This window comes from Bradyrhizobium erythrophlei (assembly GCF_900129425.1).
GTDB classification, from domain to species: Bacteria; Pseudomonadota; Alphaproteobacteria; order Rhizobiales; family Xanthobacteraceae; genus Bradyrhizobium; species Bradyrhizobium erythrophlei_C.
Map to the genome: position 1 here is coordinate 3664913 of NZ_LT670817.1, position 17601 is coordinate 3682513.

The 17601-nt window shown below is 61.3% G+C and carries 15 protein-coding genes; 12 read left to right on the plus strand and 3 right to left on the minus strand.

The window, feature by feature from the left end:
- Nucleotides 1-66: 66 nt before the first annotated feature.
- The 4 genes from B5527_RS17445 to B5527_RS17460 all read left to right on the plus strand — a co-directional run bounded on the left by B5527_RS17445 (nucleotide 67) and on the right by B5527_RS17460 (nucleotide 5218).
- Complete coding sequence (locus tag B5527_RS17445) at nucleotides 67-1260, plus strand: sensor histidine kinase (RefSeq protein WP_079602625.1); 1194 nt, start codon at nucleotides 67-69, stop codon at nucleotides 1258-1260.
- Nucleotides 1257-1712 (plus strand): response regulator, encoded by a 456-nt coding sequence (locus tag B5527_RS17450; RefSeq protein WP_079602626.1) that lies wholly within the window; start codon nucleotides 1257-1259, stop codon nucleotides 1710-1712. The genes B5527_RS17445 and B5527_RS17450 overlap by 4 nt, the downstream gene beginning before the upstream one ends.
- Entirely contained in the window at nucleotides 1709-3757 is a 2049-nt protein-coding gene (locus B5527_RS17455) for a response regulator (RefSeq protein WP_079602627.1), read from the plus strand. The genes B5527_RS17450 and B5527_RS17455 overlap by 4 nt, the downstream gene beginning before the upstream one ends.
- A gap of 459 nt (nucleotides 3758-4216) precedes the next feature.
- Entirely contained in the window at nucleotides 4217-5218 is a 1002-nt protein-coding gene (locus B5527_RS17460) for a hypothetical protein (RefSeq protein WP_079602628.1), read from the plus strand.
- Nucleotides 5219-5727: 509 nt separating this feature from the next.
- Here B5527_RS17460 and B5527_RS17465 read toward each other — a convergent pair.
- Both B5527_RS17465 and B5527_RS17470 read right to left on the minus strand, forming a co-directional pair.
- Entirely contained in the window at nucleotides 5728-6087 is a 360-nt protein-coding gene (locus tag B5527_RS17465; protein WP_079602629.1) for a DoxX family protein, read from the minus strand.
- Nucleotides 6088-6223: 136 nt separating this feature from the next.
- Nucleotides 6224-7096, minus strand: a complete 873-nt coding sequence (locus tag B5527_RS17470) for an NmrA family NAD(P)-binding protein (RefSeq protein ID WP_079602630.1) — start codon at nucleotides 7094-7096, stop codon at nucleotides 6224-6226.
- A gap of 116 nt (nucleotides 7097-7212) precedes the next feature.
- Between B5527_RS17470 and B5527_RS17475 the strand changes: the two genes are divergently transcribed.
- The 5 genes from B5527_RS17475 to B5527_RS17495 all read left to right on the plus strand — a co-directional run bounded on the left by B5527_RS17475 (nucleotide 7213) and on the right by B5527_RS17495 (nucleotide 13247).
- A complete protein-coding gene (locus B5527_RS17475; protein ID WP_079602631.1) occupies nucleotides 7213-7629 on the plus strand; it encodes a winged helix-turn-helix transcriptional regulator in 417 nt (138 codons plus the stop codon).
- A 104-nt stretch (nucleotides 7630-7733) separates the two neighbouring features.
- A complete protein-coding gene (locus B5527_RS17480; protein WP_079602632.1) occupies nucleotides 7734-8993 on the plus strand; it encodes a helix-turn-helix domain-containing protein in 1260 nt (419 codons plus the stop codon).
- Between the two features lie 111 nt (nucleotides 8994-9104).
- Nucleotides 9105-10466, plus strand: coding sequence for an FAD-binding oxidoreductase (locus B5527_RS17485; protein WP_079602633.1), 1362 nt, complete (start codon nucleotides 9105-9107; stop codon nucleotides 10464-10466).
- 109 nt (nucleotides 10467-10575) lie between these two features.
- Nucleotides 10576-10875 (plus strand): hypothetical protein, encoded by a 300-nt coding sequence (locus B5527_RS17490; protein ID WP_154072314.1) that lies wholly within the window; start codon nucleotides 10576-10578, stop codon nucleotides 10873-10875.
- 290 nt (nucleotides 10876-11165) lie between these two features.
- Nucleotides 11166-13247, plus strand: coding sequence for a GAF domain-containing protein (locus B5527_RS17495; protein WP_079602635.1), 2082 nt, complete (start codon nucleotides 11166-11168; stop codon nucleotides 13245-13247).
- 133 nt (nucleotides 13248-13380) lie between these two features.
- On the opposite strand, the gene B5527_RS17500 is transcribed toward B5527_RS17495, so the two are convergent.
- A complete protein-coding gene (locus B5527_RS17500; RefSeq protein ID WP_079602636.1) occupies nucleotides 13381-14307 on the minus strand; it encodes a LysR family transcriptional regulator in 927 nt (308 codons plus the stop codon).
- 161 nt (nucleotides 14308-14468) lie between these two features.
- On the opposite strand from B5527_RS17500, the gene B5527_RS17505 reads away from it, so the two are divergent.
- The 3 genes from B5527_RS17505 to B5527_RS17515 are packed head-to-tail and all read left to right on the plus strand — an operon-like array spanning nucleotide 14469 to nucleotide 17594.
- Nucleotides 14469-14669, plus strand: coding sequence for a hypothetical protein (locus B5527_RS17505; RefSeq protein WP_079602637.1), 201 nt, complete (start codon nucleotides 14469-14471; stop codon nucleotides 14667-14669).
- 28 nt (nucleotides 14670-14697) lie between these two features.
- A complete protein-coding gene (locus B5527_RS17510) occupies nucleotides 14698-15996 on the plus strand; it encodes an HlyD family secretion protein (protein ID WP_079602638.1) in 1299 nt (432 codons plus the stop codon).
- Nucleotides 15993-17594 carry a DHA2 family efflux MFS transporter permease subunit gene (locus B5527_RS17515; protein ID WP_079602639.1) on the plus strand — a complete coding sequence of 534 codons (1602 nt, stop codon included), beginning with the start codon at nucleotides 15993-15995 and terminating at the stop codon, nucleotides 17592-17594. Before B5527_RS17510 ends, B5527_RS17515 begins: the two co-directional genes overlap by 4 nt.
- Nucleotides 17595-17601 lie beyond the last annotated feature (7 nt).

The window sequence follows — 17601 nt, forward strand, 5'->3', positions numbered from 1 at the left end:
TTCCGGCAGCCATCGGAGGAAAAGGGTCATCATGACCGAGCTTGCATAAGGACCACCCATGTCTGAGTGAGGCGTAGCCTGGCTTACTGGAACCGAGAATTTCAGAGAATCGAGTCACCGATCCTGCGCTACGGCTTTGCAGTCGTTGCCGTCGCGATCGCGCTTGGGGTCGCGTTCGCATTGCAGCATTATCAGTTCCGAGAAGTGGAACTGCCGGTTCTTGCCGTGGCCATCGCCTTTACCACCTGGTATGCGGGAGCCGGGCCTTCCGTGGTGGCCGTTCTATTGTCTTCGGCCTGCTTCGACTACTTCTTTACGGAGCCGCTTTACTCCTTCAACATTTCCACCAGAGATCTACCTTACTTTCTCATTTTCGTCGTATGGGCGGGAATTGTCGCCTCATTCAGCGCTGTTCGACGCCGGGTAGAGGACAGTCTTCGTCAAACCGGGGACCGCCTTCAGGTTGAAGTGGAGGAGCGGGCTCGCCGAGAGGACGAAATAAAAAGCCTCAACCGCGAGCTTGCGAAGCGGGCTGCGGAACTCGAGGCGAGCAACAAGGAATTGGAATCGTTTGCCTACTCGGTGTCCCACGACCTGCGCGCGCCCCTTCGTCATCTGGCCGGGTACTCGGAGCTGCTGCAAAAACAGGCAGCTTCTTCGCTCGATCACAAGGGTCGCCGGTACGTACAAACAATTCTCGCGTCAGCAAAAAGAATGGGTAACCTGATCGACGATCTGCTGGCGTTTTCCAGGCTTGGGCGGACCGAGACCAGAAGGACGGCAGTGGACCTGCAGCAGGTTGTCAAGGAGGTCGTCGCGGAGATCGGTCGCGACACCAAGGATCGGGATATCGCGTGGAAGATTGGCGCGCTGCCGGTCTGTTACGGAGACCGTTCCATGCTGAAGCTGGTCGTGGTCAATCTTGTTTCCAATGCGGTCAAATTCACACGCATCCGAACACGGAGCGAAATCGAGATTGGCTGCTTGGACGGAAACAACGATGAAGTCGAGGTGTTCGTGAGAGACAACGGCGCAGGCTTCGACATGCAGTACGCAAATAAGCTGTTCGGCGTCTTTCAACGTCTGCATCTTGCCGAACAGTTTGAAGGCACCGGAATAGGACTGGCTACCGTTCAGCGCATCATCCACCGCCATGGCGGGAAGGTCCGGGCCGAGGGAGCGGTAGATGAAGGCGCCGCTTTCTATTTCTCACTCCCGAATGCACACGATGCGACGGAAAGGACTGGGAGCACGCCATGAACGAACTGGGACGCATTTTGATCGTCGAGGACGACCCGAACGACGTGGAGCTTACGCTGACCGCGCTGGGGGAATTTAACCTCGCCAATGAGGTCGTGGTTACCCGCGACGGACAGCAAGCTCTGGATTACCTCTATTGTCAGGGGGAATTTCACGCTCGCCCGAACGAAAATCCCGCCGTCATGCTGCTCGATCTGAAACTACCGAAGATCGATGGATTGGAGGTCTTGCAGCAAGTGAAGGCAGACGAGCGCCTGAAGATGATACCGGTGGTGGTGCTGACATCGTCGCACGAAGAGAAAGACAAGATAAGAAGCTACAACTTCGGAGTGAACGCCTACGTCGTAAAGCCTGTCGATTTTCATGAGTTTGTCAATGCGGTCAAAGAACTCGGCGTCTTCTGGGCGGTCATCAACGAGCCGCCGCCGGGCAGCGTGAGAAAGCGAACGTGAAGACTCCTCTCCGAATTTTGTTGCTGGAGGATGACGCCCATGACGCGGAACTCATTCAAGAGTTCCTTGAAGCCGATCATTTCGTCTGTGAAATAACCCGCACTCAGACTCGCGCCGAGTTCGTGGCGGCTCTCAAAGACGTTGAAATTGACGTGATCCTTGCGGATTACACGCTTCCTTCGTTCGACGGCCTTTCCGCATTGATGCTTGCGTCAAGCGCCCGCCCCGATCTGCCTTTCATCTTCGTTTCCGGAACGCTCGGTGAGGAAGTGGCGATTGAAGCGTTTAAAATCGGGGCGACCGATTATGTCGTGAAGACGCGAATGTCGAGATTGGTGCCCTCGGTGCAGCGCGCGCTGCGCGAGGCCGATGAGCGAGCCGAACGCAAGACGACCGCGAAAGTCGCTGCAGGGCATGAAGAAGCCGGCATAAAGACTCCTCTCCGAATTTTGTTGCTGGAGGACGACGCCCATGACGCGGAGCTCATTCAAGGGCTCCTTGAAACAGATCATTTCGTCTGCGAAACAACCCGCGTCCAAACTCGCGCCGAGTTCGTGGCCGCTCTCGAGGACGGTGCAATCGACCTGATTCTCGCGGATTACCAGCTTCCTTCGTTCGACGGTCTTTCCGCATTGAAGCTTGCGCAAAGTGAACGCCCCGATCTGCCTTTCATCTTTGTTTCCGGCACGCTCGGCGAAGAAGTAGCGATCGAAGCGCTCAAAATCGGGGCGACCGATTACATTCTGAAGACGCGGCTGGCGAGGCTGAAGCCCTCGGTGCAGCGTGCGCTGCGCGAAGCCCGTGAGAGAGCCGAACGCAGGATGGCCGAGGAGATCTCCCGCCGGAGTGAAAAAGAGCTGCTCGACGTGATCGAGGCGATACCGACCATGGCATTTACAACCTCGCCCGATGGAGGCAGCGCTTGGGCAAATCGACAATGGGTGGACTATACAGGACTGTCCGTGGAAGACACTTCAGGGGCCGGATGGCAGTCTGCGCTCCATCCCGATGACGTCGACAGACACATGACCAGGTGGCAGCAGTCGCTGGTCAGCGGTGAGCCTTTCGAGAACGAGGCACGCCATCGAAGTGCCGATGGCGAATACCGCTGGTTCCTGGTCCGAGCTGTGCCGCTGCGCGATGAGCGCGGCAAGATCCGCAAATGGTATGGAACTTTGACGGACATTGAAGATCGCAAGCGGGCCGAGCAAGAGCGCGAGAGGCTGCGGCAACTCGAGGCGGACTTGGCCTATATTGGCCGGGTAATGACCGTGGGAGAGCTGGCGGCGTCGCTGGCTCACGAGATCAGGCAGCCGATTGCCGCTGCAACATTGAATGCCGAGGCGTGCACACGATGGCTGCGTCGCAGTGTGCCCGACGTGACAGAAGCGTGCAACGCTGCGTCCTTGATGATCGCGGACGTGACGCGCGCCGCGGAGATCATCGACCGGATTCGCTCCCTTTACCGGCGAGGGACGCCGGTACGGGCCCCCGTTGACCTGAACGAAATCATTCGAGAGATGACCGCTTTGCTAAACGAAACAGCGAATCGGAACTCGGTTTCAATCGGGACCGGACTCGACCTCAGCCTGCCGACGGCGACAGCCGATCGCGTGCAGCTGCAGCAGGTTCTGATGAACCTCATGCTCAACGCCATCGAGGCGATGCAAGACACCGGTGGCGAACTGACCGTTGCATCGAAGAAATGCGAGGATGGTCAAATAGCGATTTCGGTGAGCGATTCCGGCGTCGGGCTTTCCATCGGCGAAGCCGAACGCATTTTCGAGGCATTCTTTACCACCAAGCCGCAAGGCACCGGTATGGGACTGTCGATCAGTCGGCGCATCATCGAATCGCATGGCGGCCGGCTCTGGGCGAGCCCCAACACGGGACGGGGCATGACTTTTCAGTTCACGCTGCCCGTCGAGGCGACAGCGTCCTCACCCGTGACCGTCGAACGCGCTGGCGACAGACAACTGTCGCACACAAGGTGCCCCCCGGATTCGATCGGCACGGCCGCCATCCATAGGGGCGGCACGAAATGACCCTGCGATATTGGGAGCCATAGCGAAAGCGTTGCAGGATGGCGCGCCGTGCCCGTCGCGTTGACAGCCTGGAGGTGCCGGCCGACGCAATATCTGTTCATGACACGAAACGGACATGGCTGGCTGGTCTGCCGATGTCCGTTGATCGGGGTAGTGGTCAAAACGACGCGATTGACCCGTACCAGAAGTCGCGCCTTTTGACGGACGGTCGCTGCCATGTCGCAAAATATTGGGCCGCAAAACATATATTGCACCCGGTCCGCGGTAGGGAGTGGACGGTCCTGCGCTCCGGTTTTGCCGGTTCGACCAGCAGCTGATGGGTGAGGTCAACGCTCTATCGCATCTTGGCGACTTGCATTGCGGCGTGAGGCGTTGGATGATCACGGATATCGTAGCGGCCGACAGGGATGCCGCTCAACAGGTGGAGTAGCAGCATTATTTAGACAGTAGGAGGGCGCGATGGCTCACGCTGCTTGGCGTACAGCAATAGCAGGCTTTCTGATCCTGCTCGCGACGTGTTCGGAAGGGTCGGCGGCCTACGTCGGAGACCGCTACTTCCCCTCGACCTTGGCGACCACCGTTCCCACCGCGGCCGACTTCTACAATCCTCCCTATTTTGTGCGGTTGCCTGACACCGCCACGACGCCCACCACGCACGAAATCGACATTCCCACCACCTACAGCAGACTTGTGACCAAGGACTTGGCGGTGTTCTTCACCGAGACGTTTCGCATCCTGGATGACGCTAACAGGGGGACGCGCACGGGCTTCGAAGATTTCGTGATCGGCGCCCAGTATCAGCTCTATACCAACCCCGAGCACCAATTCGTCTTCACGGTGGGCGGTACGGCGGCGATCGGCGGCACCGGATCGCCCCAGGTCGCCTCGTCATTCTCCACGCTGACGCCGACGATCTATATAGGCAAGGGCTTTGGCGATCTTCCGGACTCGCTGGCGTGGTTACGGCCGCTCACGATCAGCGCCACGGTCGCCGTCGCGGTGCCAACGGACTCGGTCACCTTGACCTCATTGGGCACGACCAATATCCCGCGCGCGGACATAGGTGCTTTCACAAGTCCGACGACGCTGCTCACCGGACCGACGACACTTTCCGAGACGATCAACCCGAAGATCCTGCAACTAGGCTTTGCCCTGGAATACAGCTTGGTCACCAACTCCTATACCGGCGCCAACCGTACCGGGACCCGCTACCCCGAGGGATGGGTTCCGTTGATCGAATTCACGACGGCGACGCCACTCAATGGGCCGCTGGTGGGGAGGACGACCGGCACGGTCAATCCGGGCTTCATCTGGGTGAGCCGCTATCTCCAGGTCGGGGTGGAGGCGATCGTCCCGATGGATGCCCATTCCGGCCGCGACGTCGGTGCGCGCGCGCAGGCCCACCTGTATCTTCCCGCGATCTTCCCCGATTTTTACGCTAAGCCGGTGTTCGGTGACTGAGTGCGCGCCAACTCGCCGTATCCAAGGTCAGCCGGCCTCAGCGGGATGCGGCACGGGCTTTCGGCCCGGAGCCCCCGCGGCCAAAGCCGCCTCCGTTCTGATCGCCGCGCTTTGAAATCGATGTAACTCGTGCGATCCCCCTTGAGCCAAAAAAACGCGGCCACGCAAAAACTCCGATGGTCGGCAGCTTGTTCTTTGCTGCGGTGCACGAGTCCGGATGTGGCACGAAACGGACATGCCGGCGACCGGACGATGTCTGTTGTGGGGGGTTAGAACAGACATGCGGTTCCGGCGCGGTCACTTCGGTTTTAGACCCGGAACGGACCTCGCGCTGCCGTGGCTGAGGTACAGAAATCAAGAATTATGCACCGGACAGTCACGAACTCATTTGCTCGTGGAGAAGGAGCTGAACCAACAGCTCTACGCTGGGTACGGCACCCGTGAAGACCCGGATTTTCACCCGTGAACGCTCGCGCGCGGACATTCCCTCGGCCTCCAGTGGCGACAGTTCATGCCGAGCTGGAGAGCCGCTTCCGCCAGACGATCCAGCCGACGATTATTGATAGTGTCGCCACGATAAGCGGCGGCACCCCGTGCCCGTATTCGCCGTGGAGGGTGACGGTCGCGAGCGCCGCCAACATCACGGTGCAGCCGAGCGCCGAGCCCCACAGCCGCGTCCGTGCCTGCGCCAGCAGAACGGCGGTCGTGAGTTCCAGCGATCCGGTCACGAAATGGAACCATGGCGGGTATCCCCAACGCAGATATTCCTCGTAGATAGACCCAGGGGCGAAGATGTTGCTGAGCGATCCCACGACGAAGAAAGCTGCAAGTGCCAAGGCCGAGACCTGGCGCCAGGAAATCTTTGACATTTTGTCCAACCTTTTCTGATAGGGCGCCGCGGAGGACCTGTGTGGTCCAAGAGACGGCCGGCCGCGACGCATTCATTCCGAAGGAGATGCGAATTTCCGGAGCAGGTCCGAAGGTCGCATCGCTGATCCCGCGGACCTACGCCGTGGCGGCCTTCTGGGCCGCCGCGAAGACATCGCGGGGAAGCGTTGTGCCGGCGACGTGTTCCGTGCCAGCGACGCCGAGGTCCATCCAACCCGCGTTGACGGCCTCGAACATCGCTTCAGCCGGTCCGGTTTGGCCCTTCGGGATGCCGAACTGCTCGAACGCTGCCGGCCACTCGGCCCGCGGGACAGCGAAGGCCTTGACTTCGCGCTGCATGACATCGCCCAGTTGCGCTGCGACTTCATCCGCGCTGATCATCGAACCAAGTTCGATGACGCGATGCCCCGACCACGCCGGCCCGGTCAGCAGCGTCGCCACCTCGGCACCGATGTCGTTCGTCGCGACCATCGTCGATTTCCGGCTGGTTGGATTGTAGTAAACGGGGAGCGTGCCGCCCTGGGCGACGTGCAGGCCGTAAAGGAAGTTTTCGAAAAACCCGCCGGCGCGCACGAAGGCGGTCGGCGATGTCAGTTTGCGAAAGCCTTGCTCCAGCAACGACAGGGCCGTGATCATCCCCAGCCCGCTGGTCCGGTTCGCCCCCATCGACGAGAGCCCGACGACCCGTGGCGGCGCGGCCTTGGTCAGCGCCTCGACATAGTTCGCGATGACGCCCTTGGCTTCCTTGAAGTCCGGCGAGGGGGTCCAGACGGCCGGCAACATGACAAACGCGCCGTCGACGCCCTTGAGCGCCCGCTCGATGGCGGCCGCATTGTTCCAGTCGCCGTCGACCAGTTCGACGCCTTGGTCCGTCCAGCTTGCCGCCTTCGCGCGGTCGCGAACCAGTGCGCGTACTCTCTTACCTTGCGCCAACAGATGTGTGGCTGTTGCGCCGCCTACTTTTCCCGTAATTCCCACAACTAGAAACATGCGTATTCTCCCGGTGCTGGATGGTCTATATTCTAGGGTAGGTCTCGTATAAAGACCTTAGACCTGCACCGTAAGGAGGCAGTTTTTTGTAACCAGGAGAGAAAAAGGGAACCCGCATGAGCGACGCATTGAGCGCGATCGAGCGATTCAGTCGATATCAATCGGACGACGCCCAGTCAGTAGAACCCGTACATTGCCCGGTGCGCGACGTGCTCGACCGCATCGGCGACAAATGGAGCATACTCATGCTCATGACCCTCGCGACGCGACCGCAGCGCTTCAGCGAGCTTCACCGAGCCATCCGCGACATCTCCAAGCGCATGCTCACCCAGACGCTGCGCAACTTGGAGCGCGACGGGCTTATCACCCGCCATGTCTTTCCGACCAAGCCGCCGAGCGTTGAATATTGCCTTTCCCCGCTAGGCCAATCCCTGCTGAACCCGATGGCGAGCCTCATCGATTGGGCCGACCGTTGTTATTCCGATGTCCATGCCGCGCGCGTCCGCTTTGACGGAGCACCCTGTGATGTCTAGCGCCAGTGATCTGAAACAGAAGTTCGCATCATCGCATGTGTGAGGTCTGGCGGCGTGCTAGATGGAGATACCAGCGGCCGGCTCGTTGACTCGCTGCCGAGAGAATGGATGTCGGCATTCGTTACGGTGATGGCCGCTGGCCGGACCCCAAGTCTACCTTCCTGCTGCGCGACGCGTTTTTTCCGGTCTGCAGTCCGGCCTTGCTCGAAGGGATGCACCCGTTGCGCGGTTCAGAGGACCGAAAGCAACACACTCTCATCCATGATCGCTCGATGGCGTCTGAAAGCGCATTCCCGACGTGGCGCACGTGGCTGCAAGGGCGGTGCCGACCTGTCCTTGACAGCGGCTCGCAAGCAGCCTTACGGGAGCTGGATGCGAAATCGCGCGGCAATCACGCGTTCTCACTTATGCGTTATGAATCGTCGCCGTTCTTTCCTCACAGGTTTCCACACCTAATTTGGCGACCTTATTCGTTGCTATCCCAACAGGGCTATTTCGGCGCGATGAGGGAACTCGGAAAGGTACGCTGGGCGCAGAAGGATGGCCATCCCCCACTGCTGCTCCACACTGAAGGACCTCCCGGCGAAAGCGGCGTCCGCGCAGTTCGCGCGCGATTTGAAGGAGGCGCCCATTTCAGCGCGACTGCGCACCAGCATCTGATCTATTTCCAAATGTCGCCGTCCTTGCGGATTGAATGCCGTATGGCCGGGCTGCGCGCGAAGCAGGAAACGGCCGCCGGCGCGCTCGCGATCAGTCCCGCAGGTATTGATTGTGAGGCTGAAAGCGACCAATCGGCGGACGTCTTGCTCATCGCGGTTGAGCCACGCCGGCTTGCGCTGGCCTCTGCAGAGGATCACGTCCTGGACGCAGAACTGCGCGAGCGCGTCTCCGGATACGACGAATCCCTTCTCCGAGCCGCACAGCTGCTGGCATCAGAGAATGCGGATGGTTATCCACGCGGCCCCCTGTTCTGGAATGAGGCTGCGAGCCGTCTCATCGACCGACTTCTGGTTGGCCATACGTCAAGACCACCCCGTTCATCCCGCGGCAGGCTGGGCCAGTACGCGCTGCAACGTATCAGGGATTACGTGTTTGCCCACATTGCAGAGCCGATCCAGGTGGCCGAGCTTGCTGCGTTGGTCGGCCGCAGTGAGTTCCATTTCTCACGTGTGTTCGCCCGCTCCGTCGGCATGACGCCGTATCGCTATGTGGTCCATCTTCGCCTTCAGGCGGCGATCCAGCACATGCGCGAGGGACGAATGGGACTGGCTGAAATTGCGGCCGAGACCGGCTTTGCAGATCAAAGCCATATGTCGCGATGGGTCCGCCGTGTACACGGCGTCGCGCCCTCAGGGCTTGCCTGATTGCTCCTGCAAAAGAGCAGGAATCTTCACGAACGTTAGTCCGCTTCTCCGTAAACCGGCCGCCAATCGCGCCGGTATTCCGCTCGCGCGAAGTCAACGGAGAGCAAGACCATGTCCGATTCCATCGAAAACACGTTCGTGAGCCTGAGTAGCAGAATTGCCGGGCGCGTCTCGTTGCCTGGAAGCGAACGCTACGTCGCCGCAGTGAGCCTCTGGGCGAAGCAAATCGACGTCTCGCCTCAGGCCGTTGTGCACTGCGAATCCGCTGCCGACGTGCAGGCCGCCATTCGTGCCGCGCGCGAGCACGGCCTGCCGCTTTCGGTTCGCGGTGGCGGCCACGACTGGGCGGGTCGAGCACTCTGCAACGGTATAGTGATTGATTTGAGCAACATGCGACACGTGGTGCTCGGCTCCGAGCATCGCTGTGTCACGATTGCCGGCGGCGCCCGCGCCGCCGACGTCACTGCGGTAACCGATCCCGCTCACCTTGCTGTCGTGGCGGGCTCCGCCTCCAGCGTCGGCATGGCAGGGCTCACGCTCGGCGGCGGCTACGGCCCGTTGATCGGGCGTTTCGGACTTGCGCTCGACAATATGCTCGCCGCACAGGTGGTGCTGGCGGACGGACGAATCATGTCCGCCGATGACGACAACAATGCCGACCTGTTCTGGGCGCTGCGGGGCGGTGGCGGCAATTTCGGCGTGGTCACGGCGATGCGTCACCGCGTGCACGAGTTGCCGAGCGTCCTTTCAGGCCTGCTGGTCTATCCCTTTGCCGAGGCGCGCGCCGTACTTGAAAGATGCACTTCGTTGACGGCATCAGCGCCGGATGAGTTGACAGTGCAGATCGGGCTCGTCGCCGATCCTTCCGGCACGATTGCGGTCATGTTGATTCCAACCTGGAGCGGCCGACCGAAAGAAGGCGAGGCGAAGCTCGAACCATTTCTCAAGCTCGGTACCCTGCTCGCGGGCCGGATTGAAAGAAAATCCTATGGCGCTCTGCTCGGCGTGTTCGATCCCTACATCGTCAACGGATTGCGGGCAGTAACGGAAACGTGCTCGTTGCCGGTGTTCGACCGTGAATGCATCGACACGTTCGTCTATGCGATGGAAACCGCGGTGTCGCCAGGCTGCGCTATCGTCACCCACGAATTCAGGGGCGCGGCATCCCGTGTCGCGGAGGCCTCAACCGCCTTCGGTCTCCGCCGCGATCACGTGCTGGTCGAAATGCTTGCGACCTTTCCCGACCGGGCTGACGTCATGGACGAGCCATTGCATCGACACTGGGCGCGCACCACTCGCCAGGCCTTCGCGACGGCGCTACCTGGCGGATATCCAAATTTGCTCGGCCCGAACGATCCCGATCGCGCCCGGCATAGCTACGGCTGCAATGCGAAACGATTGATGGAGGCAAAGCGCTGCTACGATCCGGACAATGTTTTCTCGTCCGCCATTCCGCTGCCGCGTGCCATATAGCAACGGGTAGACCGCAAGACGCACGAATTAGTCGAGGAAATTACTTCAATGCCAGGCGATGCAACCGCGTCGATCTCGCCGCGCATCGTCGCGATGCGCGGTCGGCGAGGTGCGCAAGTTCGATCACTTCCGTCCCAGCCAGCCTGAGTGGGCGCGAGCAAGCGAGGAATACTGGAACATGACCGCCTTACCAATTGGGTTTTCACGGCAGGGTGTGGCTGCGCTTCTGTCTGCACTGCCCAGCGCCAAGTCGAGCATGGTGCGCCGGCTCGTTGCGGCCAGCGATGATCCCGCGAAGCGCCGCATTCGTGAATGGCTTGCGAATCTAGGGGATGAGCGTCTGTCGGGCCTCGGCCTGACGCCGCAGGACATTCTTGTCCTGCGGCGCGGGCAGGGACCTCATCTTTAGCCCTTAGGCCGCCTCAGTTGGCGGGGTCATCGTTCTGAGAATGTCGCCTTTTGGCACTTTTCGGACATGGGTGGTCACGCTGACGATGTCTGTTTTTGAGGGTAAAGCAGACGGCCCAGTTGCGCGCCCGGACTTCCGAATTTGGACCCGAAACGGACATGCGTCGACCGGGGTATCCAGCGGTGAACAGCTCTGATCCCTGCGTTTTGTTTGCGCCGTGATATGGCGCGGTCTGTACGCCCGGGTTCGGATTGGCTAGCATTTGCCAAGAGGTCGTTCAGGACGGCAAAATGGCCAAGCGGGCGCAGAAAGCAGGAAAGCGCGCGACAGCGCCCAAGCGCGCCGGGCCCGTCCGCGAGCCGAAGTCCGGCAAGTCCAAGCCCGAGAGGCCGAAAAGCGAGATTCGCGCGGCGCGGGTTCGCCAAACCGCCAGTGCCGGAATCCCGCGCACAGCCGGTCCGCAGAAAATCATCGAAGAGCTCCAGCGGAGGCTCGACGAATCCTCGCGGCAGCAGACCGCAACCGCCGACGTTTTGAAAGTGATCAGCCGCTCGGCCTTCGACCTGCAAACCGTGCTCGAGACGCTGGTCAAGTCCGCGATGGCACTTTGCGACGCTCACACCGGTGCGATCTTCCAGAAGCGCGGCGATCTTTACCACATGACCGCCGGCCAGGGTTACTCGCCCGAGATGCTGACCTACGCCCATGACCATCCACTCACGCCGGGCATGGGCAGCAATGTCGGCCGCGTGGCGCTGACCGGCAAGGTCGTGCAAATCGGGGATGTCGAAGCCGACCCGGACTATCAAGCCTTCGGCTACCAGCGCGTCGGCCACTACCGCGCGATGCTTGGCGTTCCGATCATGCGCGACGGCAAGGTCGACGGTGTATTTTCTCTGGCACGACCGGAGCCGGGACCTTTCACAGAGCGCCAGGTTGAGCTGGTGCAAACCTTTGCCGACCAGGCCATGATCGCGATCGAGAACACGCGACTGTTCAACGAGACCAGGGAAGCGCTGGAGCATCAAACCGCAACTTCTGAAGTGCTGCAGGTGATCAGCAGTTCGATGGCTGACGCTCAGCCGGTATTCGAGCGAATTCTCGACTGCACAGAGCGGCTTTTCGATGTCAGGACAGCCGCGGTTTTTCTTGCCCCCGGCGACGGCCTGCTGCATCTGGCGGCTCGCCGCGGAATTGGCGTCGCCTCGCTTGACGCGGTCTATCCGATGCCGATGGAGCAGACTGCAGGCTACCACGTCATCCGCGAGCGGAGGCAGATGTATTTTCCCGACGTGATCAACGGGGAGAATGTGCCGTTCAGCTTGCGCAGGGCTGGCCATGCGATGGGCAATTTCTCCAACGTCATAACGCCTATGTTCTGGCAGGCGCAGGGTGTCGGCACGATCTCGGTTACACGCGAACCGAATGTAGCGTTCAGCGACAAGGAGTTGCGCCTGCTCCAGACTTTCGCCGACCAGGCTGTCATCGCGATCGAGAACGCGCGGTTGTTCAACGAGGTGCAGACGCGGACCAGGGAACTATCGCAATCGCTTGACGATCTGCGCACCGCCCAGGATCGCCTCGTGCAGACCGAGAAGTTGGCGTCGCTTGGCCAACTCACCGCCGGCATCGCCCACGAGATCAAGAATCCGCTCAATTTCGTCAACAATTTCTCCGCGCTGTCGGCGGAATTGACCGACGAACTCAATGACGTGCTCAAGCCCGCAGCGCTCGACGACCGGATTCGGGAGGAAGTCGACGGACTGACGCTAATGCTGAAAGACAACCTCAAAAAGGTCGTCCAGCATGGCAAGCGCGCCGACTCGATCGTCAAGAACATGCTGCTCCACTCGCGCGAGGGCTCCGGCGAACAGCGGCCGACGGATATCAATACGCTTCTGGATGAGAGCCTCAATCTGGCCTATCACGGTGCGCGCGCCGAGAAGCCGGGCTTCAATATCACGCTGCAACGCGACTTCGCTGCAGGATTAGGCGCGATCGAAGCGTTTCCGCAGGAAATTACCCGCGCATTCCTCAATCTGATTTCAAATGGATTCTATGCCGCGACCAGGCGCAAGACGGAAAATGGCGGCTCGGATTTTGAACCGGTGCTTTCTGCCGCCACCAAAAATCTCGGAGATCGCGTGGAAGTTCGCATCCGCGACAACGGCACCGGCATTTCCGCGGAGGTGAAGGACAAGATGTTCAATCCGTTCTTTACCACTAAACCGGCAGGTGAGGGGACCGGGCTTGGGCTGTCGATGAGCCACGACATCATCGTGAAACAACACGGCGGCACGATCGAGGTCGAGACGGAACAAGGGCAGTTTACGGAATTCAGGATCATTCTGCCGCGGAAGGGGCCAGGGTGAACCGCCATACCATCTCGCCCATGGGTCGGCCTCGAATACGGTTGTTGATTGCCGCGGTGCATGAGTCTCCGTTTGGGGCCTGGCTGACGTCCTCCTGTCGCGGGATGTCCGATTTTGCGCCGATAGGCGGCGCTTACGCGGTGTGCGTCTTGTCCGTCACGGTCGCGAGCATGGCCTGGATTTGTCGCGCCTGCTCCACGATGAATTCGAAGACGATGCGGGTGCGTGGCGCCAGATGCCGTCGCGACGGATAGACCAGGTTCAACGGAATACCCGGCGCCGGAAATTCGCTCAGCACGGAAACCAGCATGCCACTGTGCAGATCATCGAGCACCTCGAACAAGGGGAGCAGGGCAATGCCGTATCCGCTGCGCGCGGCGACGCGCACCGCGCCGACGTCATTGGCGAGAAATCCCCCGGACACGTGGAACTGCTGGGATCCGTCGGGCGTGACAAAGGTCCAAACGTTCGAATCCGGTCCGATGTCGTGCACGATGCAGGTGTGACTCGCAAGGTCGGCGGGTGTAGAGGGTCTGCCGTTTCGCTCAATATAGCTTGGCGCTGCCACAACGACAAACCAAGCCGTCCCCGATCGGCGCACCACCAGGGAAGCATCCGTGACCTCGCCCACACGCATGGCGAGGTCAAGCCGGTCTTCGATCATGTCGCCGAACCGATCGCTGACCACGAGTTCGACCTTCAGCCCCGGATGATCGGCGAGCAAGCTTGGCAGACGTTGGGCGAGGAAACGGCTGCCGGTCACCGTAACACCTACGCGCACCAGCCCGACCGGCGAGGCGCGCTGCCGGCCGAGAGCTGCTTCCATTCCATCGACGCCGTCCACTACCGGTCGGGCTAGGCCGAGCAGCATCTGCCCATCGTCGGTCAGGCTGAGTTTTCGCGTCGTGCGATGGAGGAGGCGGACCCCAAAATGCTCCTCCAGCTGCGAAATCTGCCGGGCCACCGCCGCCTGGCTTACCTCGCGCTCACGGGCGACGGCCGAAAAGGAACCCGTCTCGACCACCCGTACCAAGACGCCAAGCGCGCCCAGAAGGTCCATCGATTTCCTCGAAAAACGCAAAGATCATTCAAAGGAAAGCGGGATTATCGCGCTGAGGCAAGAGGCGTAATTGGGATGCGCTGCATACCGGCGTTGCGCCCAAGCATCCAGCGAGCCGCGCGGCGCCGTTACGACGGAACCGGAAGACAGCGAGGTGATCCATGTCAAAGCTTCTCGCAATTGTGGCCAGCCTGAAGGCCATCCTCATCGCGGCCAGCGTCGCCTTCACACGCGGCGACATGCTCTCCGTCATCCTGATCTCGGTCTTGTTCAACCTCGCCGAGCTTGGCGCGAAGCCGGTCGGTCAGACCGTACCGCGCGACAGCATGGCGGTCTCGCAAAACGACGATCGCGGTCGCTGATTTCAAATTCACGCAAGGAGCGGTAATCATGTTCGAAGACAATGTTTTGGAAAGGGACGAGGCCCCGCCCCATGAGCTTGAGAGCCCGGAATCGGTTCCGGCCTTCGGTCGCGAACGTGACCTTCAACCCCGGACGCAGGACGTAACCTCGCGCAATTCTTCGCCGCAGGAAAGTCCGGTCGCCAAGGGGCCTGCATCGCCGGTTCCTGCATCGCCGGTTGAAGCGGAAGACGGTCGGCCGTTGCCAACCAAGCAGCCCCGGAGTGGCTTCTTGCGTCGCCGCCCCGTTGTCTCCGCCATCGGTGCGATCCTTCTCGCTGCTGTCCTGGGCGGCGGCTATCTCTACATCGACTACGCCGAGCGTTTTGTGTCCACGGACGATGCGTTTATTGCGGCACGGCAGTCCTCGCTTGCCCCGAAAGTGTCGGGCTACCTCACCGCCGTCCCTGTCACTGACAACGAGCATGTTGCCGCCGGCGACGTGATCGCCCGCATCGACGACCGCGACTATCGCACCGCGCTCGATCAGGCGGAGGCCCAGGTTGCGGCCGCGCAGGCCAGTATCGAGAACATCGACGCACAGCTCAATGTGCAGCAGGCGCAGATCAGCGCCAACCAGGCGCAGGTGGATCAAACGCAGGCGGCGCTGGTGTTCGCGCAGCAGCAGGCGGAGCGCTACGAGCACCTGGAGCAAACGGGCTACGGCACCGTTCAGAACGCCCAGCAGTACACGTCGCAACTGCATCAGCAGCAGGCTGCGCTGCAGAGTGCGCAGGCGACCCTCAGGCTCGCGCAGCGGCAGATCGAGGCGCTGAAGGCGCAACACAACAGCGCGATCGCCAACCTCGCGCAAGCAAAAGCCCAGCGTGACCAGGCGAAACTCAATCTTTCCTATACGACGGTTACGGCCGCCCAGCCGGGACGTGTTGTCAACCTCAGCGCCGCAGTCGGCCAGTTCGCGCAGCCGGGCACCAGCCTGACGATGTTTGTGCCTGATGAAATCTGGGTCACGGCCAACTTCAAGGAGATTCAGCTCGATCGCATGCGGCCCGGAGATCCGGTAACGCTCGAGATCGACGCTTATCCGGAACGCACGATCCGCGGCCATGTCGACAGCGTTCAGTCCGGATCCGGCACCGCGTTCTCGCTACTGCCGGCCCAGAACGCCACCGGCAACTACGTCAAGATCGTCCAGCGCGTGCCGGTCAAGCTCATCATGGACAATCCGCCGACCGACGTCGCGCTCGGCCCGGGCATGTCGGTGGTCCCGACGGTGCGGATCAATCCCAGGCCGTCGCTGGTTGAGCGGCTGAGGAAGTACCTATGAGTGCCGCAGCGATCCAGGCCGGCCCATCCGCGAGCGGCACCGGCGCGGTCAATCCCTGGGTGATCGCCATACTGGTCGCGCTCGCAAGCTTCATGGAGGTGCTCGATACCACCATCGCCAACGTGGCGTTGCCTTACATCGCCGGCGGCATGGGGGTGAGCGAGGACGAAGCGTCCTGGGTGGTCACCACCTATCTGGTCTCCAACGCCATCATCCTGACGGCCTCGAGCTTCCTGGCTCGGAAGCTCGGCCGCAAAAACTTCTTCCTGATCTCTCTCGGACTATTCACCCTCAGCTCGCTGTTGTGCGGTTTTGCGCCAAATCTGAATGCGCTGCTGTTTTTCCGCATCCTGCAGGGCCTCGGCGGTGGCGGCATGGTGCCGGTCGCCCAGTCGATCCTGGCGGATGCGTTTCCGCCGGCGAAGCGCGGCCAGGCCTTTGCGGTGTTCGGCGTCGCGGTAGTGGTTGCCCCGGTGGTCGGGCCGACACTCGGCGGCTGGTTGTCCGACAATGTCTCCTGGCACTGGTGCTTTTTGATCAACGCACCGGTCGGCGTGATCGCGATGGTGCTGATCGCGCTGATCTTGCAGGAGTCCCCGACCGCGCGCGCGGCGGCGCGGGCGCAGCAGCAAGGCATCAGGTTCGACGTCGTCGGCTTCATGCTGGTCGCGACTTTTCTCGGTGCGCTTGAGGTAGTGTTGGACCGCGGCCTGGAGGATGACTGGTTCGGCTCATCCTTCATCGTCACGTTCACGGTCATTTGCGGTCTGGCGTTCGTGCTGATGATTCCGTGGGGGCTGACCCGCCCCAATCCGATCATCGACCTGCGCATGGTGGCGACGCGCCAGTTCGGTGCCTGCTTCCTGGTGATGCTGGCGACCGGCGCCATCCTGCTTGCCACCACACAGTTCCTGCCGGAGCTGGTGCAACAGGATTTCGGCTACACCGCGACCTGGGCAGGTCTCGTGCTCTCACCGGGCGGCGTGGTGACCATGGTGATGATGTTCGTCGTCGGCCGTGTGGCGGCCAAGGTGCAGCCCAAATATCTGATCATCGCCGGCGCGCTTGTCATCGCGCTCTCGATGTACGGCATGACCAACGTGTACGGCGATCTCGGCTTCTGGTTCATGGCGCGGTCGCGGATGCTGCTGGGCGTTGGACTGCCGCTCGTCTTCGTGCCGATCATGGCCGCATCCTACGATGGCATTCCGCCATCCCTAACCGACCAGGCCTCGGCCCTGATCAACGCCGCCCGCAATACCGGGGGCTCGATCGGCGTCTCCATCGTCTCCAACGTGTTGACGCACCGCGAGCAGTTTCACCAGAGCCGGCTCGTCGAGCAGGTGGTCCCGTCGAGCGCGGAATATCAGAACACGCTGCAGCAGGTCACGAGCTACTTCGCTGCCCAGGGCAGTTCGCTGGCGCAGGCGCATGACCAGGCCATTCAATGGATTGGCGTGCAGGTGCAGGCGCAGGCGTCCTTCCTTGGCTACATGGATGCGTTCCTGGTGCTGATGCTGATCTCGCTTTCCGCCGTGCCGCTCGCGCTTGCGCTCCGCAAGGTCAAGCTGGGCGGTCCGGTCCACATGGGCCACTGAGGCCGAT